This is a genomic window from Streptococcus oralis (assembly GCF_003943385.1).
Classification (GTDB): Bacteria; Bacillota; Bacilli; order Lactobacillales; family Streptococcaceae; genus Streptococcus; species Streptococcus oralis_CA.
In genome coordinates, this window is the sequence record NZ_RJPI01000002.1 from 81,448 (window position 1) to 103,482 (window position 22,035).

At 42.4% G+C, this 22,035-nt stretch carries 29 protein-coding genes and 2 tRNA genes; 14 read left to right on the top strand and 17 right to left on the bottom strand.

The features are described 5' to 3' along the window. Nucleotides 1-6 precede the first annotated feature (6 nt). The 4 genes from D8803_RS02145 to nrdR are packed head-to-tail and all read right to left on the bottom strand — an operon-like array spanning nucleotide 7 to nucleotide 3,251. Nucleotides 7-720: an NADPH-dependent oxidoreductase gene (locus D8803_RS02145; RefSeq protein ID WP_131200095.1), complete on the bottom strand. Its 714-nt coding sequence runs from the start codon at nucleotides 718-720 to the stop codon at nucleotides 7-9. Then, nucleotides 717-1,613, bottom strand: coding sequence for a primosomal protein DnaI (gene dnaI, locus D8803_RS02150; protein WP_131200096.1), 897 nt, complete (start codon nucleotides 1,611-1,613; stop codon nucleotides 717-719). The genes D8803_RS02145 and dnaI overlap by 4 nt, the downstream gene beginning before the upstream one ends. Next, nucleotides 1,614-2,777, bottom strand: a complete 1,164-nt coding sequence (locus D8803_RS02155; protein ID WP_131200097.1) for a DnaD domain protein — start codon at nucleotides 2,775-2,777, stop codon at nucleotides 1,614-1,616. After that, nucleotides 2,778-3,251, bottom strand: a complete 474-nt coding sequence (gene nrdR / locus D8803_RS02160; protein WP_001203677.1) for a transcriptional regulator NrdR — start codon at nucleotides 3,249-3,251, stop codon at nucleotides 2,778-2,780. 139 nt (nucleotides 3,252-3,390) lie between these two features. Between nrdR and D8803_RS02165 the strand changes: the two genes are divergently transcribed. From D8803_RS02165 to D8803_RS02175, 3 genes are read left to right on the top strand one after another with little or no spacing between them, the layout of a single operon-like run. Further along, a complete protein-coding gene (locus D8803_RS02165; RefSeq protein WP_131200098.1) occupies nucleotides 3,391-3,756 on the top strand; it encodes a GntR family transcriptional regulator in 366 nt (121 codons plus the stop codon). A gap of 4 nt (nucleotides 3,757-3,760) precedes the next feature. Beyond that, complete coding sequence (locus D8803_RS02170) at nucleotides 3,761-4,456, top strand: ABC transporter ATP-binding protein (RefSeq protein WP_038804969.1); 696 nt, start codon at nucleotides 3,761-3,763, stop codon at nucleotides 4,454-4,456. A 15-nt stretch (nucleotides 4,457-4,471) separates the two neighbouring features. Further along, nucleotides 4,472-5,206 carry a hypothetical protein gene (locus tag D8803_RS02175; protein ID WP_084946299.1) on the top strand — a complete coding sequence of 245 codons (735 nt, stop codon included), beginning with the start codon at nucleotides 4,472-4,474 and terminating at the stop codon, nucleotides 5,204-5,206. Nucleotides 5,207-5,237: 31 nt separating this feature from the next. On the opposite strand, the gene D8803_RS02180 is transcribed toward D8803_RS02175, so the two are convergent. Together D8803_RS02180 and D8803_RS02185 are read right to left on the bottom strand one after the other, a co-directional pair. After that, a complete protein-coding gene (locus tag D8803_RS02180) occupies nucleotides 5,238-5,933 on the bottom strand; it encodes an LrgB family protein (protein WP_131200099.1) in 696 nt (231 codons plus the stop codon). Next, nucleotides 5,930-6,304, bottom strand: coding sequence for a CidA/LrgA family protein (locus tag D8803_RS02185; RefSeq protein ID WP_000781326.1), 375 nt, complete (start codon nucleotides 6,302-6,304; stop codon nucleotides 5,930-5,932). The genes D8803_RS02180 and D8803_RS02185 overlap by 4 nt, the downstream gene beginning before the upstream one ends. A gap of 196 nt (nucleotides 6,305-6,500) precedes the next feature. On the opposite strand from D8803_RS02185, the gene D8803_RS02190 reads away from it, so the two are divergent. The 7 genes from D8803_RS02190 to queF all read left to right on the top strand — a co-directional run bounded on the left by D8803_RS02190 (nucleotide 6,501) and on the right by queF (nucleotide 10,047). Then, nucleotides 6,501-6,881: a MarR family winged helix-turn-helix transcriptional regulator gene (locus D8803_RS02190; RefSeq protein ID WP_084948991.1), complete on the top strand. Its 381-nt coding sequence runs from the start codon at nucleotides 6,501-6,503 to the stop codon at nucleotides 6,879-6,881. Nucleotides 6,882-6,978: 97 nt separating this feature from the next. Beyond that, nucleotides 6,979-7,200 carry a DUF4649 family protein gene (locus D8803_RS02195; RefSeq protein ID WP_000570264.1) on the top strand — a complete coding sequence of 74 codons (222 nt, stop codon included), beginning with the start codon at nucleotides 6,979-6,981 and terminating at the stop codon, nucleotides 7,198-7,200. 15 nt (nucleotides 7,201-7,215) lie between these two features. Further along, nucleotides 7,216-7,530 (top strand): thioredoxin, encoded by a 315-nt coding sequence (gene trxA, locus D8803_RS02200; RefSeq protein ID WP_001029581.1) that lies wholly within the window; start codon nucleotides 7,216-7,218, stop codon nucleotides 7,528-7,530. Between the two features lie 202 nt (nucleotides 7,531-7,732). Beyond that, nucleotides 7,733-8,386: a 7-cyano-7-deazaguanine synthase QueC gene (queC, locus tag D8803_RS02205; protein ID WP_125848474.1), complete on the top strand. Its 654-nt coding sequence runs from the start codon at nucleotides 7,733-7,735 to the stop codon at nucleotides 8,384-8,386. Continuing rightward, on the top strand, nucleotides 8,386-8,829 hold the full coding sequence (gene queD / locus D8803_RS02210; protein WP_125848472.1) for a 6-carboxytetrahydropterin synthase QueD: 444 nt from the start codon (nucleotides 8,386-8,388) through the stop codon (nucleotides 8,827-8,829). The genes queC and queD overlap by 1 nt, the downstream gene beginning before the upstream one ends. Beyond that, nucleotides 8,822-9,538 carry a 7-carboxy-7-deazaguanine synthase QueE gene (gene queE / locus D8803_RS02215; protein WP_125425940.1) on the top strand — a complete coding sequence of 239 codons (717 nt, stop codon included), beginning with the start codon at nucleotides 8,822-8,824 and terminating at the stop codon, nucleotides 9,536-9,538. The genes queD and queE overlap by 8 nt, the downstream gene beginning before the upstream one ends. Before the next feature lie 17 nt (nucleotides 9,539-9,555). Further along, entirely contained in the window at nucleotides 9,556-10,047 is a 492-nt protein-coding gene (gene queF, locus D8803_RS02220) for a preQ(1) synthase (RefSeq protein WP_131200100.1), read from the top strand. Between the two features lie 205 nt (nucleotides 10,048-10,252). Here queF and D8803_RS02225 read toward each other — a convergent pair whose 3' ends face one another. The 11 genes from D8803_RS02225 to D8803_RS02275 all read right to left on the bottom strand — a co-directional run bounded on the left by D8803_RS02225 (nucleotide 10,253) and on the right by D8803_RS02275 (nucleotide 19,221). Continuing rightward, on the bottom strand, nucleotides 10,253-10,921 hold the full coding sequence (locus tag D8803_RS02225; protein ID WP_125415381.1) for an MIP/aquaporin family protein: 669 nt from the start codon (nucleotides 10,919-10,921) through the stop codon (nucleotides 10,253-10,255). Between the two features lie 109 nt (nucleotides 10,922-11,030). Further along, nucleotides 11,031-11,822: a DUF2785 domain-containing protein gene (locus tag D8803_RS02230; RefSeq protein WP_131200101.1), complete on the bottom strand. Its 792-nt coding sequence runs from the start codon at nucleotides 11,820-11,822 to the stop codon at nucleotides 11,031-11,033. A 61-nt stretch (nucleotides 11,823-11,883) separates the two neighbouring features. Continuing rightward, the gene (locus D8803_RS02235) at nucleotides 11,884-12,666 is read right to left on the bottom strand and encodes a deoxyribonuclease (RefSeq protein ID WP_131200102.1); all 783 of its coding nucleotides are present in this window, start codon (nucleotides 12,664-12,666) and stop codon (nucleotides 11,884-11,886) included. Nucleotides 12,667-12,693: 27 nt separating this feature from the next. Continuing rightward, nucleotides 12,694-14,490: an oligoendopeptidase F gene (gene pepF, locus D8803_RS02240; protein WP_131200103.1), complete on the bottom strand. Its 1,797-nt coding sequence runs from the start codon at nucleotides 14,488-14,490 to the stop codon at nucleotides 12,694-12,696. Continuing rightward, nucleotides 14,439-15,245, bottom strand: a complete 807-nt coding sequence (locus tag D8803_RS02245; RefSeq protein WP_317842869.1) for a 16S rRNA (uracil(1498)-N(3))-methyltransferase — start codon at nucleotides 15,243-15,245, stop codon at nucleotides 14,439-14,441. The genes pepF and D8803_RS02245 overlap by 52 nt, the downstream gene beginning before the upstream one ends. 1 nt (nucleotide 15,246) lies before the next feature. After that, nucleotides 15,247-16,197, bottom strand: a complete 951-nt coding sequence (gene prmA / locus D8803_RS02250) for a 50S ribosomal protein L11 methyltransferase (RefSeq protein WP_131200104.1) — start codon at nucleotides 16,195-16,197, stop codon at nucleotides 15,247-15,249. Between the two features lie 137 nt (nucleotides 16,198-16,334). Beyond that, nucleotides 16,335-16,808, bottom strand: a complete 474-nt coding sequence (locus D8803_RS02255; protein WP_131200105.1) for a GNAT family N-acetyltransferase — start codon at nucleotides 16,806-16,808, stop codon at nucleotides 16,335-16,337. Between the two features lie 61 nt (nucleotides 16,809-16,869). After that, nucleotides 16,870-17,238, bottom strand: coding sequence for a hypothetical protein (locus tag D8803_RS02260; RefSeq protein ID WP_131200106.1), 369 nt, complete (start codon nucleotides 17,236-17,238; stop codon nucleotides 16,870-16,872). After that, on the bottom strand, nucleotides 17,235-17,663 hold the full coding sequence (locus D8803_RS02265; protein WP_131200107.1) for an NUDIX hydrolase: 429 nt from the start codon (nucleotides 17,661-17,663) through the stop codon (nucleotides 17,235-17,237). The genes D8803_RS02260 and D8803_RS02265 overlap by 4 nt, the downstream gene beginning before the upstream one ends. Nucleotide 17,664: 1 nt before the next feature. Further along, the gene (locus D8803_RS02270) at nucleotides 17,665-18,732 is read right to left on the bottom strand and encodes a site-2 protease family protein (RefSeq protein ID WP_190316788.1); all 1,068 of its coding nucleotides are present in this window, start codon (nucleotides 18,730-18,732) and stop codon (nucleotides 17,665-17,667) included. Nucleotides 18,733-18,750: 18 nt separating this feature from the next. Then, on the bottom strand, nucleotides 18,751-19,221 hold the full coding sequence (locus tag D8803_RS02275) for a DUF3013 family protein (RefSeq protein WP_045592523.1): 471 nt from the start codon (nucleotides 19,219-19,221) through the stop codon (nucleotides 18,751-18,753). A gap of 115 nt (nucleotides 19,222-19,336) precedes the next feature. Here D8803_RS02275 and D8803_RS02280 point away from each other — a divergent pair, with 115 nt between their 5' ends. The 4 genes from D8803_RS02280 (at nucleotide 19,337) to D8803_RS02295 (ending at nucleotide 21,955) form a co-directional block, all read left to right on the top strand. Further along, nucleotides 19,337-20,608 carry a replication-associated recombination protein A gene (locus D8803_RS02280; protein ID WP_131200109.1) on the top strand — a complete coding sequence of 424 codons (1,272 nt, stop codon included), beginning with the start codon at nucleotides 19,337-19,339 and terminating at the stop codon, nucleotides 20,606-20,608. A gap of 264 nt (nucleotides 20,609-20,872) precedes the next feature. Further along, a tRNA-Lys gene (locus D8803_RS02285) sits at nucleotides 20,873-20,945 on the top strand. A 359-nt stretch (nucleotides 20,946-21,304) separates the two neighbouring features. Further along, nucleotides 21,305-21,820 (top strand): DUF308 domain-containing protein, encoded by a 516-nt coding sequence (locus D8803_RS02290; RefSeq protein WP_000672740.1) that lies wholly within the window; start codon nucleotides 21,305-21,307, stop codon nucleotides 21,818-21,820. 62 nt (nucleotides 21,821-21,882) lie between these two features. Then, nucleotides 21,883-21,955: transfer RNA gene (locus D8803_RS02295), tRNA-Lys, on the top strand. The last annotated feature ends 80 nt before the right edge of the window (nucleotides 21,956-22,035 follow it).

Below are 22,035 nucleotides of genomic sequence, written 5' to 3' on the forward strand. Positions count from 1 at the left end.
CACTTTCTACAATAACTTTTTCTGTTCTAGATTCTTCCGAGTTGAACTAGGTTCGGCTTGACCAAACTGCTCTGCCAAACGCTGACTCCAAGAGGTCGTCGCACGCGCACCAGCATAGTCTGCCTGCACTTGGTCATAGTCCAAAATCGCTTCAACTGGCTGTTCTTGGTATTCTTCTTCAAATACCACTTGGCTCAAAGGCAGTCTTGGTTTGACATCATGTTGTTGATTTGGCACGCCAAGGGCAATCCCAAAAACAGGGTAGGTGTAGTCAGGCAAGTTAAAAAGCGCTGCCACTTCTTCTGACTTGTAACGGACCAAACCGATAATCACACCACCATACCCCAGACTCTCAGCCGCAAGCAAGGTATTTTGCCCAGCAAGAGCAGCGTCCACAGACGTGATGAGGAGACCTTCTACCCCTTGAGGTTGGAAAGTGTCCGTATGAAGGCTTGCTCCCTTTTCAGCTCGGTTCAAGTCACCAACAAAGAGCAAAAAGGCAGCTGACTGGCGAATGGCTTCCTGCGGAACCAATTCATAAAGAGCATCTTTCTTCTCTTGACTGCGCACAAGAATCACAGAGTAGGATTGGAAATTTTTCCAAGATGACGCCATTTGTCCAGCAGTCAAGATTTCATTTAAGTGTTCTTGAGGAATCTCTTGCTCCTTAAAGCGACGAACTGAAGTATGAGCTTTCATCAATTTAATGGTTTCTGTCATCGGCGATTTTCTCCTTCTAGTCTCGTTTCCTCAGCCAAATAACGGATTCGTTCCATAACCCGTCTAGCTTCCCAAGTCTCGTCATTTCCATTCTTTCCTTTGGCAAAATGCTTCTCCAAATCTTGGAAATTAAAGTTGGAAGTAAAAAAGGTCGGCAAATCTTCCTGCATACGATACTGAAGAATGACTTGGAGAATCTCATCACGTACCCAAGGAGTCGACTGCTCTGCGCCAATATCATCCAAGACTAAGACCTCTGCTAACTTGATGTCATCCACCAAGGCCTTCACAGAGCCTTCACCGATGGCATTTTTCACATCAATGACAAAACTTGGATAATGGAGAATCGTCGTTGATGCCCCACGTTTTTCAGATAGGTCGTGAGCTAAGGCCGCCATCATGAAACTCTTACCAACACCAAAATCTCCGTAAAGATAGAGGCCTTTTCGAATGCTTGGGTAAAGGTCAACAAAGGAATAGAGTCTCTCAAAAATCGGCAACCGTCCTAGATCATCCAGGTCAATCTGAGCCAACTTCGCTTTCTTGAGACTTGCTGGTAGATTGATCAACTTAAGACGATTCTTAATTGCAGCCTCTTTTTCTGCCGCGATTAGTTCTGGTGTTTCTTCATAAGACACATCCGCATATCCGTGATTCATAACCAAGATGGGCTTGTAGCCGCGCGCTATATAGTCCGCATCCCCACGAAGAAACTTGTCCCGTTCTGTGATATATTGGTTGAACTTGGAGATGCTACGATTTAACTCCTCTTGGCTGAGGGATTCTTTCTGGATAAAAGCCGCTACATCTGGGTCCTTCATGATCTGCTGGACTAGGTCCTGATACTGAAAACGACTCGTCTGACGTTTGATTACATCACCTACACTTTCCATCTAGTCTCCTCCTTCTTCTAATCGGGCTAACATTTCTTGTTTTTTGCGTTCTAGTTCCAGACGAGTTTCCTCACTGGTTTGATTCTTGTATTCTGGATTACTCCACTTAGGAACATTTGTCTTAGTTGAACTAGACTTATTTTTCTGGTCTTCCTGGCCTTTTTGCTGACGTTCTCGAATCCGAAGCACGGCTTCCTCTGCTGTCCGAATCTTGCGATAGGCATAGTCGTTTGCGACTTTCATAGCATATTTTTCATTGACATTGGCCGAATCAACCTTGTTAAAGGTTAAAAGTAAGACGATATTGATGACTTCGTCCAACAAGCCTAAAGATGCTATCTGGTGAAGAAGTTCCCGTTCGCTCTGGGTGATGTTCCCCTTACGCGTTTGCTTGATTTCCGCTAAAAATTGTAGGGGAGTTTTGGTTTTGGCTTCCTTGATAATGGTCATTTCTTTGGGGCTAAAGTCAGAAGTAGCTGGTTTTTGTGCTATCTTTTCACGCATGCGTTTGACTGAAATAACCTGAGCCACAGCTGTCGCCTTGGCTAGTTGATAGGTTTCAAACCAGGTCCATTTTTTTTCATCTGCGATGGCAAACAATTCCAAAACATCCGTTTGCTCGTCTTCAAAACGCAAGCCATCTCGAGCCATCAGGCGCTGGAAATGCTCCAAGTCAAAATCATTTTTTAACTTGCTTTTTGACTCGATTGCAGTCACTTCTTCAGTCAGATTTGGAAAGATTTGGCTCAAGGAAACAGAGAGTGCTTCTCCCTCACTTGGAGCCTGCTTCATGGCAGAAACAGCTGTATCCCCAATCTTTTTCTCTAATAATCTGCTATAGACAGAATGACTTAAAAAATCCTGACTGGAGAGGGGAGAATGAAGCTGTAATTCATAAGTTTCTCCCCTTTGATAAAGGGTCAACAAATCCAAAGCAGATAAGATTTTAAAGGACTGGAGGAGCGTATTCATCCCGAAGTTCAAATGGTTAAGAATGTTAGCAAAAAGGTGTTCCTTTTGCCCGCCATCCCAAAAGGTAATGGCATATAGATAGAGGCTCAGCGCCTCCTGACCGATAATCGGGAGGTAGCACTGCACCAGAGATGAGGTATCTTGCGACACCCGATTATTCTTTAGAAAAGAAAAACGGTCATTTGGCTTCATCTATTTTTCCTTTTTCTTTTTTGAGGACTGGGTGATCTGCTGGAGCAGACTCTCCAACTCACTCACATCCTTAAAGCTACGGTAAACACTAGCAAAACGAACATAGGTAATCTCATCCAACTCCGCCAATTCCTCCATGACTAAAGCTCCAATATATTCACTTTGGATTTCATTCTCACTGCGACTACGGAGTTTTTGCTCGATACGATTGACCACCATGTTGATTTCATCACTCGAAACAGGGCGTTTCTGGGCTGAGCGAATAATCCCATTAAAGATTTTATCTCTCGAAAACTGCTCTCGTGTGCCATCTTTCTTGACGACAACCAGCGTTCTTTCTTCTACTCGTTCATAGGTCGTAAAACGATGCTGACACTCATCGCACTCACGTCTTCGACGGATGGTATTTCCTTCTTCGGCTTGTCGACTATCAACAACACTAGACTTAGTAGCCCCACATTTTGGACAACGCATGCTTCTCCTCCTTGTCGTTTTCTTTTCATTATACCATTTTTTGAGCAATTCCCAAAACAATTCTTATTTTTACTTGACAAGTTTTTTGTTTTATTGTATTATTTAATTAGAACAATAAAGAAAAAGAAAGGAGACTATGATGTCCTGGATTTTTGATAATACAAAACCCATCTATTTGCAGATTATGGAAAAAATCAAACTCGAGATTGTTTCTCATAAACTGGAACCCAACCAACAGCTCCCAACCGTGAGAGAACTGGCAAGTGAGGCTGGGGTCAATCCCAATACTATCCAACGTGCCTTGTCTGATCTTGAGCGTGAAGGCTTGGTCTACAGCAAGCGTACAACCGGACGCTTTGTGACAGAAGATCGGGACTTAATTGTCCAAACTCGCAAGCAACTATCTGAGGAGCAACTGAAAAACTTTGTAACGGGTATGCTTCAATTTGGTTATCAAAAAGAAGAACTGCCAAATGTGCTTAGCGAATACATCAAAGGAGTGTAAAATTATGACATTACTAGCATTTGAAAATGTATCCAAATCTTATGGGGCTACAGCAGCCCTTAACAATATTTCCCTTGAGATTCCCGCTGGAAAAATTGTTGGACTCCTTGGTCCGAACGGATCTGGAAAAACAACCTTGATCAAGCTGATCAACGGACTTCTCCAACCAGACCAAGGACGTGTCCTCATTAACAACATGGATCCGAGTCCTGCTACCAAGGCCATTGTCTCTTATCTACCAGACACGACTTATCTGAATGAACAGATGAAAATCAAAGAAGCACTGACCTACTTTAAAACTTTCTACCAAGATTTCAATCTTGAGCGGGCTCAGCACCTTTTAGCAGATCTTGGCATTGATGAAAACAGTCGCCTCAAGAAATTGTCAAAAGGGAACAAAGAAAAGGTTCAGCTCATCCTCGTTATGAGCCGTGAAGCTCGTCTCTACGTTCTCGACGAACCGATTGGTGGTGTGGATCCAGCTGCCCGTGACTATATCTTAAATACCATCATCAACAACTACTCACCAACTTCAACTGTTTTGATTTCTACCCACTTGATTTCAGATATCGAGCCGATCTTGGACGAAATCATCTTCCTAAATAACGGAAAAGTCGTCCGTCAAGGAAATGTTGATGATATTCGTTATGAGTCAGGTGAGTCGATTGACCAGCTCTTCCGCCAAGAGTTCAAGGCTTAGTTAAAGGAGATTATTATGTTTTGGAATTTAGTTCGTTATGAATTTAAAAATGTTAACAAATGGTATCTAGCTCTCTACGGTGCTGTGCTTGCAATTTCGGTTTTGATTGGTGCATCCATTTCTGGCATTAGTCAGACCTACACTAGCTATGGTAATGATCCCTACTATCTGTTAGGCTTTCTGATCTTAGTTTTTGGTGGGCTCAGCGTTACTCTCTGGATCGCAACTATCTTTCTAATCGTTCGACGCTTCAAGGGAAGTGTCTACGATCGTCAGGGCTATCTTACATTGACTCTGCCCGTCTCTGAACACCAGATCATCACCGCCAAATTACTGGGTGCTCTCATTTGGTCAATCATAAGCTATATTGTATTTATCTTGAGTATCATTATTATCTTCTCACTCACCCCTGTAGTGAAAGATTTGCCACTCCTCTATCGATTTATCTCTCCTTATCTCGGTTACGGTTGGCTCTATGCCCTCTCTCTTCTGGTCGGTTCAATTACTTGGATTTTATCTATTTACCTTTGTATCTCAATTGGTCAACTATTTAACGAGTATCGTACCGCTATGGGAATTTTAGCCTATATCGTGATTAACATCGTGATTGGCTATATTTCTATCTTCTTCCGAATGGATTATGATTTTAACCTCCTAATTAGCGTTGATATCCTCAAAGATTTCATTCTAGCAATTATCTACTACCTCGGAACCTACTATATCTTGAAAAACAAGGTTAACTTGCAATAAAAAATGCCCAGCTAGAAAGCTGGGTTTTTCTTTAACTCAATATCAAACTGGCTACAAGAGGACTGACAAAGACGTAGAGAATACCAGTGACACCTATAGCCAAGCCACCCATGGCTCCTGCTACCGATCCATATCGAAAGGCAGTTCCCGTTCCGACTGCGTGACCTGTTCCTCCAAGCGAAAGCCCAACTGCCACTGGATCATCAATCTTCAACCACTTCAAAAGGGTGGGGCCGATAACACTAGTTAAAATCCCAGTTGCCACTACGACGACCAAGGTCACAGTCGTCAAACCCTGCAATTTTTCTGTGATTCCCACTGCCATGGCGGTTGTCACTGACTTGGGAAAGAGAGAAATGGCTAGAAAAAAGTCCATGCCAAAGATTTTCGCCACTATGGCAGTGAAGCTAGTATTGACAACTACTGCTAGCAGACTACCAAAGAGAATACTCCGAGCATGGTGCTTCATCAGATGAAAACTTTTATAAAGCGGAATCCCTAGAGCCACTGTCGATGGGACTATCAAGTTATTCAGATAAACCCCACCTTGGTAGTAATCTTGATAAGAAATACCCGTCGCCTTAAGAAGGATGATAATGAAAATTGCCGACAAAAGCAAAGGTGTTGTCAAAGGATGGGGAAAACGTCTGTAAATCAGCATTCCCACTAGATAAGCTAGGATAGATAAGGCGATTCCAAACAAAGGATTCGATACAAATTCACTCATTTCGTTTCTCCCTTCTCATAATCTCCCTCAAACCGTCGCTTGATGAACTGAACCACTAGGGCGATGAGGATAATGTTGATGACAGCCGCAAAAAAGACAATCAAGACAATGGGCAAGAGATAGGGGGCAATCACATCAAACTTTTCCATGATTCCCACTGCTGGTGGCAAAAAGAGAATGGTCATATTAGCCAGCAGAAAATTCCCCACCATATTGACATGCCTGGTCCTTAGCCACTTGAATTGCAGGGCTAGAAAAAGAATAATCAAACCGATAATACTGCCTGGGATAGGCAGATGAAAGAAACTGGAGATTCCCTCTCCGATAAGAGAAATCACAAAGAGAATCATTAATTGAACATATAACTTCATCTCAAACTCCTTGAAATAGAATTCTTGCATACCAGTTTACTCTTTTTTCAGAAAATTTCAAGGAAATATCGAAATTTTTCTTTCTTGCAAGGATTAGCTAAAAGTAGTATAATCATTGCATGCGCAATCATCTTGTGTTACAAAGACAATCAGTAATGACTTTGCTATTTTTACTTTGAAAAGAAAGGAGAAAGCAATGACCTATTTGGAAAAATGGTTTGACTACAACCGCCGTCAAAAGGAAATAGAAGCCTTGTTGGAAGAAACTATTGCTCAGCAGAGTGAACAAAGGCTGAACTTGAAAGAGTTTTACCTGCTATACTATCTGAATCTAGCCCAAGAAAAATCTCTACGACAAATTGACCTGCCAGATAAACTCCATCTCAGCCCAAGCGCTGTTTCTCGAATGGTAGCTCGACTAGAAGAGAAAAACTGTGGTTTGCTTAGTCGCCGATGTTGCGATCAGGATAGACGGGCTAGTTTTATCTGCCTGACTGATGAGGGACAAACAGCTCTATCTTACCTGCAAAAAACCGTCGAGGAAAGACTGGAAACCAGTCTTGACTTCATTTCTTAATCAGATTTTTTAAAAAAGTTGCGTGCGCAATCATTTTTCTTGACATTCCTCTTTTCAAGGAGTACAATAAAGTCAAGATCGAATAAAGGAGTTTTATATGATCGAAATTACCTACCTAGACGCCAGCAAACAAGAGAGAACTATGACTTTCGAGTCTTATCAAGACTTTGAACGTTCTCAACAAGCCTGCCTTATCGGCGTCGCGGATTACTACACTGTCCAAAAATTAACTTACAATGGTCATGATTTGGACTACCATGGGACTTATGGAGATGTCTTCTTCTATCTCATGAAACAAGATTTAAGCCAATATAACTAAAAAAGGAGAAATACTATGGCAAAAGCAATTACAGATGCAACATTTGAACAAGAGACAAAAGACGGTTTGGTCTTGGTAGACTTCTGGGCAACTTGGTGTGGTCCATGTCGTATGCAAGGTCCAATCTTGGATAAATTGTCTGAAGAACTTTCAGAAGATGTCTTGAAAATCGTTAAAATGGACGTTGATGAAAATCCAAACACAGCTCGTGCCTTTGGAATCATGTCTATCCCAACTCTTCTCTTCAAAAAAGACGGCCAAGTGGTGAAACAAGTTGCTGGAGTACACACAGCAGAACAAATCAAGGCCATCGTTGCTGAATTGAGTTAATCACACTAGAGACCAAGTGCTTTATTTGGTCTCTTTTTTCTTGCCCTTTGCCATTTTTTAAAAAATATGCTAGACTGTAGGTAGAATATTACGATGTTTGGGACATGCCATCGCTAAAAAAAACCTCTACTTGGTATTTTTTAGCTCCCCTCAAGGGAGCTTTTTGCGTGCTCTGAACATTTCCCACTTTGGAAGGAGTACTATGAAACGTCAATCAGCCTTGGTCGTCTTTAGTGGTGGCCAAGATTCCACAACCTGCCTCTTTTGGGCTAAAGAACACTATGAAACGGTCGAAGCTGTCACCTTTGCCTACGGCCAACGCCATCATCTCGAAATTCAAGTTGCTAGAGAAATCGCTAAGGAGCAAGGCATTCGTCATCACATCTTGGATATGTCTCTACTGGGACAAATCACTGAAAATGCCTTGACTTCTGATCTGGAAATCGAGCAAAAAGAGGGAGAGATTCCCAATACCTTTGTTGACGGTCGCAACCACCTCTTTCTGTCCTTTGCGGCAGTTCTTGCTAAGCAACGAGGCATTAAAGACATCGTCACAGGTGTCTGCGAGACAGACTTCTCAGGCTACCCTGACTGCCGAGATGTCTTTGTCAAATCTCTCAATGTTACCCTCAACCTTGCTATGGATTACGACTTTGTTATCCAAACACCTCTCATGTGGTTAGACAAGGCTGAAACTTGGGAGTTAGCCGATCAACTCGGTGCCTTTGACTATGTTCGTGAAAAGACCTTGACCTGCTACAATGGGATTATCGGAAGTGGCTGTGGAGATTGTCCAGCCTGCAACCTACGTCAGCATGGACTAGATGTTTATCTCTCACAGAAAGGAGAGGGCTAATGTTTTTTGCACCCAAAGAAATCAAACAGGAAACTGGGGAGTCTCTTGTCTACAACCCTCACAGAACCTTAGTTTCAAAAGAATTTACCTTCGACGCTGCCCACCACCTCTTTCACTATGAAGGAAAATGCAAGTCCCTGCACGGCCACACTTATCATCTGCAGATTGCTGTTAGTGGATTTTTAGATGAACGGGGCATGACCTACGATTTTGGAGACATTAAAGCGATCTACAAGAACTTCTTAGAGCCCCACTTGGATCATCGCTATCTCAATGAAACCCTGCCTTATATGAACACAACTGCTGAAAATATGGTTTACTGGATTTTCCAAACCATGAGCCAAGAGTTGCCAGACGAACGCAGTCTCCGTTTGGAATACGTTCGCCTCTATGAAACTCCGACTGCCTTTGCAGAGTTTAGACGGGAGTGGTTAGATGACTAGGGAACGTGTCCTCAAACTACCGGTTCTTGAAATTTTCGGGCCAACCTTTCAAGGTGAAGGTCGTGCTATCGGGCAGAAAACCATGTTTGTCCGCACTGCTGGTTGCGACTACCACTGCGACTGGTGCGACTCTGCCTTTACTTGGGATGGTTCTGAAAAACCTACTCGTATGACAGCTGACGAAGTCATTGCCGCCTTAGATAAGCTGGGAAGCTACGACTATGTAACCCTGTCTGGGGGAAATCCTACTATCCTAGCAGCCAACATGGCTCAACTCGTCACCAAGCTCAAGGAACGTGGTGTCACTCTGGCTGTTGAGACCCAAGGCTCTCGCTGGCAAAATTGGTTAAAAGACATCGACCAAGTCACTCTGAGCCCCAAACCTCCTTCCTCCAAGATGGAAGTTAACTTCGAGACTTTAGACTTTATCGTTTCCCAATTGGATCCAGACAAGGTCACCTTTAAAATCCCTGTCTTTGATGATGCCGATTTGGCCTTTGCTAAAGGGATTCAAGAACGTTACCAACCAGATGTTCTCTTCTTATCGGCTGGAAATCCTGAGCCCAAGGCTACAGGTAATATCGTCCAAGACCAACTAGACCGCCTCAAAGAACTCTGGGAACGCATCGCTGCTGACGATAGCTGGGGCAATGTCCGCGTCCTTCCTCAACTTCATACCCTCCTCTACGACAACCAGCGTGGTGTTTAAATTAGAAAGAAAAAATCATGTCACAACAAGAAGAAATGAAAAATCTAAGCCTACTGGGCAACAAAGAAACTACCTACATTTTTGACTATCAACCAGAAGTCCTCGAATCCTTTGACAATCGTCATGTGGAAAATGACTATTTCATCAAATTCAACTGTCCTGAATTTACCTCCCTGTGCCCTATCACTGCTCAGCCAGACTTTGCAACCATTTATATTTCCTACATTCCTGACAAGCTCTGTGTCGAGTCAAAATCCCTCAAACTCTACCTCTTTAGCTACCGAAATCATGGAGATTTTCATGAAAACTGTATCAACACTATCGGGAAAGACTTGGTCAATCTACTAGACCCTCGCTATTTAGAAGTCTGGGGAAAATTCACTCCGCGCGGTGGCATCTCAATCGACCCCTACTACAACTACGGTAGACCTGGAACCAAGTATGAAGGCTTGGCAGAACAACGCCTCTTTCAACACGACCTTCATCCAGAGAAAATTGACAACCGCTAATACTCTTCGAAAATCTCTTCAAACCGCGTCAATGTCGCCTTGCCGTATATATGTTACTGACTTCGTCAGTTTCATCTACAACCTCAAAGCAGTACTTTGAGCAACCTGCGGCTAGTTTCCTAGTTTGCTCTTTGATTTTCATTGAGTATAAACAGATACGAAAAAGCCCTGTTCCTCAGACTGAGGACAGGACTCTTTTTATTTTTTATTCTTCTGTTCCAAGGCAGTTTTTCGCAACAAGGGCTGCAATAACACCACCAACGATTGGGGCAAGGATAAAAATCCATACTTGTTGAAGGGCTGCGCCACCTACCAAGACTGCAGGAGCCAAGCTACGAGCTGGGTTTACTGAAAGTCCAGTGATGTTCAATCCAACAAGGATCATTGCCATCAAGGACAAACCGATTACCAAACCAGCAATCGCACCATTGCCTTTGCTTGCTGATGTCACCGTCATGATAACCAAGACAAACAAGAAAGTTGCGATGACTTCAAACAAGAAACCACCAAAGACAGTGACACCGTTTGCCAAGGCATTTTCACCAAGACTTGCAGTTGACATTCCTGAGTTAGACAAGAGGAAGAATACCGCAGCTGACGCAAGGAAAGCCCCAACTACTTGTCCAAGGATGTAGTTTACAAGGTCTTTTGATGACAAACGTTTGTTTACAAACATAGCAATTGAAACAGCTGGGTTCAAGTGAGCACCTGAAACAGTTCCGATTGAGAAAGCTGCTACCACGATTGCCAAACCAAAGGCAAAAGCAATTCCAAGGTGTCCAAGACCTTCAAGACCATTTCCAAAAACAACAGCTCCTGTTCCGATGAACACAAGCATAAATGTACCGATTAATTCAGCAACAAATTTTTTCATGATAAGTCTCCTTTTTTCAAACTATGTATTAGTCTATCAGAAGAAGGAAAGGGTTTCAAGAAAATTGACTGGAAAGTTTTTTGAAAATCATAAAATGACCAGCTAATCTCTAGTATTGAAAAGATTGAATAGCTTCTTTTAACTCATCTTGTAAAAAGTTTTTCTGATCAAGTTTGACATAGACTTCCAACAGACAGGATCTGAAGTTGGAAAATTTATGGAAATCATTTGCTTCTTTCAGGGGAAATTCGACTGTTTGCAGCCAAGCAGTGAGTAGAGACGGTTCGATTTTCCCTCGTAAGATTGGTTCATAAAACGCTCTGGCTAACCGCCAATCTTCATCATTTGTAAAACGAATCTCAACACGTTTAAAGATTTTCCCAATGATTTCAAATGCTTCGACTATATTTGACTTTGGAAAGCTAGGATGGCATATAACTTCCGTCAAGAGATCACCACCATGCGCAAATGCGTGGATCCAACCAAACTGAGGAGAGTAGCCCGTCGTTTCTTTTTCCTTTGTAAGATAGTACAATCCTTGATTTAGCATGATAGCCCTGATAGGAGAAGGCAACTGCTGGTAATAAAGTGATTCCTTAGCACCATCGCAGGACAAAAGATTGGCATAAATAAGCGCCCTAAAAGAACGTTTAAGAGCCAAAACTTCTCTACTATCAATCTCTTTGTATAGACCTTCATCAGAGGAGACCTCTTCTGAGATAAACTGAAACTGCTCAAGGGAAAACAACTCTTCTTGAATCCCTCTAGCCAAACTCGTAAAAACAAGTTCGTCTCGAATTTCTGGAGAGGGATCTCCCAAGTGCTCAAGCAACCACTGAATTTCTTCTCGGCTATAGCTTGGTTTTTCTTCTATCACTTTTCTTTGTAATTTTTTACGCATCTCAAGTACCTCTACATTTCTAGTAACTTATCAAAAAGCCATCCGTAGATGACTTTCTTTCTTATTCTGTTTTCGATGGACGTTTTCCTGATGCAATCGCATCTGATTCTGTCATCTCAACAACGTTAGCTTTATTCGTTTTTGGAGGCATTCTATCCTTACTATACCAATAAACTTCTGATTTTCCATGGTTTGCAACATAGACAATTCTATCTTGCTGTTGAGCTTTATTTTCAGCTTCACGTGCAATTCTTTTCTCTTCTTCTTTTTGAGAAATTAATGACTCAACTGCAGCTATTCTACCGAGCAACCCTGTCTTTTTATCATTATTTTCAATCTGATTAACGGTCTCTTTAACAGACTTCACTTGACTCGCATCTTGGCTTTCTTCCAATTGTTTGACTAAGGTTTCACCTTTTTCTTGCAACTCCTTTGCAGCTTTTTCTTTAGCGATTCTCTCTTCTTCTGCTTTTTCTTTAGCTTTTTTCTCTTCTTCAACTCGTTTTGCCTCTTCTATGCTAGATGAAGTATCTGTGGTTGAAGATGTCGAATCAGTAGATGCCGCGGTCTGCTTAGTTTCTGATTGAGAAGATGAAATTTTCTTTGTGACTGTTGGAGTTTGGAGAGAAACTACAGCAATACTGACAACGAAAAGCCCTATCATTAGATTTCTTTTTCGAATATCTGGTGCTTTCTTTACAAAATACCAAATACCTACTCCGCTTAAAACAAGATAGAGAGTAGGCAAAGCGATCAACAAAACGATTCCCAACAAGACTAGACCAATTTTGATAAAGAGTATTCTTTGTGGATCTTGTTCTAACCATTTTTTGATTCTATTCATATTATTCTCCTAAAATCTGTCTAATCCCTACTCCCCCAACTGGGCACTGTAGGCGATAATCTGGTCAACTGTGTCTGACAAGAACTGAATCGTATCACGAAGTGGTTTGTCTTTTGAAATATCCGCTCCAATAATCATGGCTGATTCAAGCGGGGTTTTGCTGCCACCTGATTTTAGGAGATTGAGCCAGTCTTCAGCTCCATTCTCAGAATTTTTCAGATGAAGGTAACCAGCAGTCGAGATGACTAGTCCAGCAGAGTAAGTGTAACTATACAAGCCCATGTAGTAGTGAGCTTGGCGCATCCAAGTCAGAGCTGCATCATCATCAATCTCAATGGCATCTCCCCAGAAATCCGTCAAGACTTCCTTCATCATGCTGTTGAGTTTGCTTGCACCGAAAGTTTCTCCTTCTTCAATTAATGTATAAACTTTGCGTTGAAAGGCCGCTTCCAAGAGGTGGGTGATAAAGTTATGGAAATAGGTGTCTGTCAAGCGATGGGCAAGAGCGAAGCGTTTTTGACGAGGGTCGTCAGACTGGTGTTCCAAATAATCACTTAAAAGCAATTCATTGAAGGTTGATGGCGCTTCAACATAGTAGGTCGACATGTGGGCGTTGAAATAGCTCTGGTGGTTATCTGAGAAGATAAATTGACCAGAATGCCCGATTTCATGAATCAAGGTATAAACATCGCTCAAACGGCCTGTCCAACTCATAAGGACATAAGGATGCACACGGTAGGGATCAGCTGCATATCCACCAGAATCCTTGCCACTATTGGCGGCAAAGTCAACCCAGCGCTCTTCTTGGTAGCGGGCAATTTCTTGAGTGTATTCTTGACCCAGTGGTTCTACAGACTTCATGACCAAATCGTAGGCATCATCAATGCTGACTTCAGGATTGAGGGCGCTATCCAAGTCCAATTTCCAGTCTGCAAAGGTCATCTTTTCAAGACCATTCACCTTAGCAACATGCTTGAGGTATCTCTGAGCAACTGGCGCAAAGTCCTTCATGATGAGGTCAATCTGGCGGTCAAACATGGCACGGTCTACTTCCTGCTCAGCTAAAAGATAGTCGAATACTGAGTCGTATCCCTTCATATCTGCCAATAGTTTTTCAGATTTGACTTGAGCTAGATAGGCTGCTGCAGCTGTATTTTGGTGCTTACGTAGTCCATCTGAGACGGAACGGAAAGATTTCTCACGAACCTCAGCGTCCTCGTGGTTTTGGTAGAAATTCTCATAAGTCACAAAGCTGTTTTTGTAGGTCTTGCCATAGGCTTCAAAGTCAACCATTTCAAAGTCCCCAGCTCGCATTTTAGTATAGATGTCCTGTGGACTGTAGAAAACTTCACCGAGATTGGTCAAGGCCTTCTCCACGTCTGCCCCAAGATAGTGGGCTTTTTTGATTTTAGCCTGACGAATGGCAGCTGTTAAATGTGGCAGTTCACCCAAACGGTCCAAGATTTCCTCGTCTGCTGCCACCAAGGCATCGTCAAAGAAAGTCAAGGCTACACTGGCATCTGTTTCAAATTCCATCCCAGCTTGGGCAATATTAGCAAAATCCTCATTGCTATAGTCTGTCGTCTGAGGCATAAAGGCATAATTGCCGATATGGCTCATCTGAATGTAGATTTGTTCCAATTCTGCAAAGGCCTTCTCAAAATCCTCAAAAGTATGAAGATTTCCCTTGTAGTCACGGCTAAATTGGTTGATATCTTCGCGAGTCTTTTCAATGGCACGCAAGAAATCCTCACGATCTTGGTATAGGGCGGTTAAATCCCAAAGTTCCTTTTCTGGAAATTCTGAACGGTGTTTTTGTTCCATTTTCTTCCTCTTATTTTTTCTAATTCTACTAAAACACTAAGGGCTGATAAGGCGTAAAGTGGTGCTGTTTCTGCTCGCAAAATACGAGGACCAAGTCCTGCCAAGACGGCTCCTTTAGCTTCAAAACTCTCAATTTCTGCAGGTGAGAGACCACCTTCTGGGCCAAAGATAAAGAGCAGTTTGGCTCCTTTTTCAAGACCAGTGACTGCTTGTAAGAGCGCAGCGGTTTCTCCTTCTTTTGCTGATTCTTCATAGGCCACTACAATAGAGTCAAACTGGTTCAGCTGGGCTAGAAAGTCTGATTTTTTTTCAAAAAGACTAACACTCGGTACCCGATTTCGTTTGCTTTGTTCTGCTGCTCCAAGGGCGATTTTTTCTAGTTTCTCAACCTTTTTGCCCAATTTCTTGCCGTCCCACTTAGCAACCGACCAGTCGGCAGGAAAGGCCCAAATCTGGCTGGCACCCAGTTCCGTCACTTTTTGAGTGATGAACTCCAGCTTGTCTCCCTTAGGAAAGCCAGATGCGATGGTCACTTGGATTGGCAGTTCCACATTGTCAGCCAAATCTTGGACCAACTCAAACTGACGGGCTTCCACATCCAGCACGCGCGCCAAACGCTTGATGCCATCATCAAAGACTAAGGTCACCTCATCCTCTTCTTTCAGGCGCATGACCTGAAACATATGCTTGCTGGTTTCCTTGTCCTCGATAGTGACAGGAGAGACTGCACTGCCCTTGACAAAATACTGCTGCATGCTAGCCTCCAATCACACCTGAAATATCCTTGGTCTTCTTAAAGACACAGGCATTCCACTCCCCTTGAATCATGTGGGTTTCAAGGAAAAATCCAGCTGACTCAGCTGACTCGCGCACCATGTCCCACTTGTCCTTGATAATCCCACTCATGATCAGGTAGCCTTCGTCCTTGACCAAACGATAAGCATCCTCTGTCAGGTGAATGAGAATATCCGCCAAGATATTGGCCACAATGACATCTGCTTCAATCTCCATACCCTTGAGCAAATCTCCAGCAGCAACATGGATGTTTTCCATGCCAGGGTTGAGTTCAATATTTTCTTGAGCAACACGAACTGCCACATCATCCAAGTCATAGGCGAAGATTTCCTTAGCACCCAGAAGCGAGCTGGCAATAGAAAGGACACCTGATCCAGTCCCCACATCTAAAACCGTTTCCCCCCCACGAAGGACCTGCTCCAAGGCGAAGATGCTCATCTTGGTCGTTGGATGCGTCCCAGTACCAAAAGCCATGCCTGGATCCAGTTTGATAATCTTTTCTCCAGCAGTCGCCTCATAGTCTGTCCAAGATGGCACGATGGTCAAATCATGAGTGATGCGAGCTGGCTCATAGTATTTCTTCCAGTTGTCAGCCCAGTCTTCCTCAGCTAAGGCAGCCGTCCCCATCTTGACCTCTCCCAGATCCATAAAATCGGTCAATTCTACCAGGCGAGCCTGCAAGTCCGCCTCAACCACTGCTACATCAACCGTATCAGGATAGTAGGCTGTCACTACGATTTCTTCTTGTTGCTCAACCTCTGGGAAAATCTCGCCGAAGCGATCCACATTCCCCACATAGTCCATACTATCTTCGATCGCAACACCTTGCGCTCCCAGCTCAATCAAGAGATTGGAGACCAGCTCCTCTCCCTCACGCTTCACCGTTACTTTTAACTCTTGCCATGTTTCCATAATTAAGATACCAAGCCCGTAAAACACAAAACCAAAATAGGAAACTCTCTGAAGACGCTTGTGTCTAAGAGAAGTTTATCTTTTTGGCACAGTGTTTAGGGCGGGTTCAGTTTAGAAATTTAACCGAACCATCCTTTCTATTTATCAATCATTTTATTCATGTAAACCATATCCATACCTTCTTTTTCAGGCTCGATATGAGTTTGATGGTAACCATTTTTCTCATAAAAAGCGACCATGCCCGCATCCTGTAATACCGTACACAAATCCCACTGCTTAATCGTCGGAAATTCCTTTTCCAGCAATCTCAATCCCTCAGAACCATAACCTTGTCCTTGATACTGGGGCAAAATCGCTGCCGTTCCCAACCAAGCCTCCGTCAACTCTTCATTGGTCTGAACTCGTAAAAATCCGATGTTTTCATCCTTTTCTTTCAAAAAGTAGTAATAACTATTGGGACGCTCCACCAATTTCCACTTGATTCGTTCACGATCCTCGAGATAGGGATCATACTCATCTTGGTATTTTTCATAGACAGCCTTAAAGCTAGCCCTTTGAATTGCAATTACGGTTTCTAAATCCTCTGCTCCTGCTCGGACAATCTGAATCATACTAATACCTCCAAATACACATTCTCTCAACTAGCACTTCTATGCTCTTCCACACGCTGTTTTACTGACCCTTAAATTCCTCAATCACATCTGTGTAGTGTTCTTTCATTGCGCTATGAATCTGCTGTTTAAAAATACCAAACATAAGATAATAAACAAATAGAACAATTCCTGCTAACAGTATCAAAAGTAAAAAATATACTGAAAGAGGCAGTACGAGACCTCCATCACTCAGTAAGGGTATAACAAGCATCAATACCCATATAACAGCCGTAGAAATCCCAGCTACTTTCGTACCACCTTCTCTCTGCTTCTTTAACTTTAAATATTCCATATAGATGAATGTAGCTTCTTCTCTAGAATATTGTCCAGTTTTTAGTTTGCGTTTAACTTCCTTATTTAACGTCGTTGTTGCAATTGCAAAAATTATTTTATCTCCTCCATATAATCCCTCACTCTGTCCTGCAACTGAGGTACAACCTTATCTGAACCAAGAAATTCCTCAATGCTCATCAGTTTGTAGCCCTGCCCTTCATCACCAAAGACAATCTTGTCAAACTGTTCCTGAGCCAACTTTCCAACTAGAAAGACGGACTCCTTCCCCTCAAAAAGCATGCTTGGGTACACCTTACTCCAGAGCAGGCAATCTTCAGTCAGATGAATCCCCAGTTCTTCATAAACTTCACGCGCCACGCACTCAAAAGGACTTTCATCACCTTCTCGGCCACCACCTGGTAACTCCCACATATTAGGATAGGGAATGTTTGACTTATCATCCCGCAAGATAGTTAAAATTCTATCGTCACAAAAGAGGGCAATCTTGCAGCCTGTAAAATCAGAAATTTCTATTCCCATATTAGACTCCTTCGGCTAATGCCTTTTCCAGCTCTGCTAACCAGTTTTCATAATAGCGTTTCTCGTCCCGTAGCATTCGGCTGCTATTCATTTTCTGTCTAGCAATCTTCATAGCCTTGCGAGTTTGAGCTACATCTTTCTTTACCTTAAATTGATACCAGGCTTGAATCAGCTGCATGTCTGACATTTTTAGAGATAAAAAGGATTTAACACTTCGAATACTTGCATATTTCTCCGCTTTCTCATTATCTCCTTCCAGCAAGGCGATTTGAAGAAGGTATAATTGCGAAAGAGTTTGAGACATCGAATTATCTGTTTTATCTAATAAAGACTGAAACCGTTTTTTTGCACCTTCTATATTATCATCCAATATGAAAACCACTCCCTCAAGAGTTTGAATACTTTCTGCAAAACTCCCACTTGCATCCTCAGAAACAGGCATGATAAAGTCTTTCAAATCATATTCTTGAGGAGCCAGCAAAGTTTGAGCAGAATGCCTCAACACCAAGTAAGCGTATTTGGTATTTTCAGGGTGTTGTCGCAATTCCCAGATTTTCGCTCCATCGGTAATGCCGACTGGCAAAGCGTTGTTTAGGAAGAAAGACAAATTCAGAAAAATCCAAGTACCAGCAAAATACCAGCTTTTTGTCAAAAATCCAAACAATATCGCCAATAATATCAAGCTGAGATGAACCATCAAACCTCCTGAAAGCATCAGAATGATTCTTTGATCACTTTCGTCCTCTTTTAATCCAATATACTGAGCACCAACATTTTTCAGAACGGCTGTTCGACTAAGATGAAACCTGCCTGACTTTTTGGTCAAAAGAAAATGTCCTAATCCAAAAGCCACCAGCCGATAGCCTGTCAAGTAACCACAAAAAGCATGACCCAGCTCATGAAGAATAAAGATTAAATACATGCTTAGAAGAGCAAATGCATAACCAAAAATAAAGGCTAAAACTGCGGAATACCCCAACTCTGCAAATGCGATAGTGCCACAAGCAAAAGCTAGCATAATAAAGGCAAAAGCTAACACATAAACCAAATACGTCCCAATTTTCTTCATAACATCTCCAACCAACTCCTAGTATCTCGGATAAGGATAAAATTCTCCTTCTTCCAAACCGACTTTTCCTTCTTCAAATACTTCTTGGTTCCATTCCATGACAAATTCTTCTGCTTCTGGGTCTTCCAAAAAGTCCATGAGGGCATCCAGCCCAACCTCGGCAGTGTCTTTGAGGAAAAGCGCAAAATAAGCTAAAAATTCACGAGAAAAACCTTTCTTCGGCAGATAAGGGATAACTGTTAAATAGTCTTCCTCATTAACTGTTGATTTGGCAGGATTGTAAAAAAGCACTGCTTCCTCAAAGAGGATATCATCTGACGAAACCTCTCCGTCTTCATCCACCATCTCCACACCTGTAGCATTTTGTGCCTCCAATAGAAAACTCACTTCAACCGCGTGGTTGCGCTTGTCCCAACTAATCTCAAAGTCAAAGGGAAAATTCTTCTCCAACTCTTCCTCTAAAACATCTAAAAATCCATATGTTGCCATTTTGTCCTCTTTCTATGCGACTCTTAAATCGCCCCGATTGCTCGGAAATATGCTAAAATAGATACTACCATCTTACCACATATACATCAGAAAATCCACGTTAGAAAGGACTGCTATGCCAGACAATCTCGCGCTTCGCATGCGCCCTAAAACCATCGACCAGGTCATCGGTCAGGAGCATCTGGTCGGACCTGGAAAAATCATCCGCCGCATGGTGGAAGCCAACCGTCTGTCTTCCATGATTCTCTACGGACCTCCGGGCATCGGCAAGACCAGTATTGCCTCTGCCATCGCTGGAACAACAAAGTATGCCTTTCGAACTTTCAATGCGACAGTTGATAGTAAAAAGCGACTGCAAGAAATCGCGGAAGAGGCTAAATTTTCAGGTGGTCTCGTCCTATTACTAGACGAGATTCATAGACTAGATAAAACCAAGCAAGACTTTCTCCTTCCTCTCTTGGAAAGTGGACTAGTCATCATGATTGGGGCTACAACTGAAAATCCTTTCTTTTCTGTCACTCCTGCCATTCGCAGTCGTGTTCAGATTTTTGAGTTGGAACCTCTGTCTAATCAAGACGTCAAAGAGGCGCTTCAGATAGCTCTAAGTAACCCTGAACGTGGTTTTGATTTTCCAGTAGAACTAGATGAAGACGCGCTGGATTTCATCGCAACCTCTACAAACGGAGACCTGCGTTCTGCCTTTAACTCGCTGGATTTGGCAGTTCTCTCTACCCCTGAGAATGATAAGGGCATCCGCCATATCACTCTAGACATCATGGAAAATAGCCTGCAGCGGAGCTACATTACCATGGACAAAGATGGAGATGGCCACTATGATGTTCTCTCAGCCCTGCAAAAGTCTATCCGTGGCTCAGATGTGGATGCCAGTCTCCACTATGCTGCCCGCTTGATTGAGGCTGGTGATTTGCCAAGTCTCGCTCGTCGCTTGACTGTTATCGCCTATGAAGATATCGGCTTAGCCAATCCTGAAGCTCAGATTCACACCGTGACTGCTCTGGATGCTGCCCAAAAGATTGGGTTCCCAGAAGCCCGCATTCTCATTGCCAATGTCGTCATTGATTTGGCCCTTTCTCCAAAATCCAACTCAGCCTATGTAGCTATGAATAAGGCTCTTGCCGACCTCAAAACATCAGGGCACTTGCCTATTCCGCGACACCTGCGTGATGGGCACTACAGTGGAAGCAAGGAACTGGGGAATGCCCAAGACTATCTCTATCCACACAACTATCCTGGAAATTGGGTCAAGCAAGACTATCTACCAGAAAAAATTCGTAATCATCACTATTTCCAAGCAGAAGATACTGGTAAATATGAACGGGCTTTGGCTCAAAGAAAGGAAGCTATCGACCGTTTGCGAAAAATCTGAAATCCTTTTCAAAAAATTGCACTTTCCTCTTGATTTTTTTTGAAAAAGTGGTATTATATAAACATAGAAACGCTGTGGTGTACGACTTCACACTTAAGTGTTGACCGACTATTTTTTGTATTATTAGGGAAACAAAAGTCTTCTAACAGCATGTAGGCCGTCTCACACGGAAACAGCTTCAGTTAGAGCGAGTTGCCCACCTGCTTAATTGCGCGGGTTCAATACAAACCGTGAAGTTTCGGCACCAATACAGCTTTTTTCTTTGCCTCCTTAGCTCAGCTGGCAGAGCAGCGGACTCTTAATCCGTGGGTCACAGGTTCGATCCCTGTAGGGGGCATCTAAATACAACAGGAAAAAGCCTTGTAAATCAAGGCTTTTTTTGCTTGTCTATAACTGATTTACCCCATCATTTGTCCCACATTTTAAATCTATCTTTTCTTTTTGAATCAAATTACATCTTTACAAATAGTGTAAAGCCAGTTACTTTTGCTTTGATTCCATACAATATTTTCATGTAGAGAAGACAAATTTTATCTTCTCTTTTTATTTTCAAAATAATAAAAACTGATTTTCTTTTCATAAATCAGACTGAAACTTCCAAATTTTCCATTTTGTTTATTGACATTTCCTCTAAAAAGGTGTATAATATTTTTATTATCAAACTATACTATACTATACTATATAGGGGGTATTGAAATGAAATTTTCTAATCGTTTACTGCTATTCCTTGCAGGAGTTGTTTTTGTCCTTTTAGGACTTTTCCTATTTACAAACCCAGTAGCTAATCTTGTTGCTTACAGCTGGTGGATTGCATTTGGTTTACTGGTTTCTTCTATAGCAGCTATTTTAGGCTATTTCTCTGTACCAAAAGAGCTTCGCTCACCAGCTCATCTTTTCCAAGGGATTGTTAATCTTCTCTTAGCTCTTTACCTCGTTGCCTATGGCTTTGTGACGCTGCCAGTTGTCATTCCAACTATTTTAGGAATTTGGTTAATTGTAGAAGCCATTATAGTTTTCTTTAAAGGCAATCGTCTGGGATTGATTTTCCCTATTATTGGCAACCATATCATGTGGATAGCGTTGCTTGCATTTTTACTAGGTCTAGTGATTTTGTTCAATCCAGTAGCTACAAGTGTCTTTGTCGTTTATGTCGTTGCCTTTGCATTTTTAATTGTTGGTTTCACCTATATCCTTGATGCCTTTCGTAAATAATCTAGTTGCCATTTTGGGCATATTAAAATAGCTGGGAAGTTACATTCTCAGCTTTTTCTGTTGCCTCCTTAGCTCAGTTGGTAGAGCAGTAGACTCTTAAGCTATGGGGCGCAGGTTCGAGCCCTGCAGGGGGCACATCTAAATCAACAGAAATAAGCCTTGAAACCAAGGCTTTTTTTAACGTCTAATAGCTTTTTGTAGAAAAGTATTTAAAA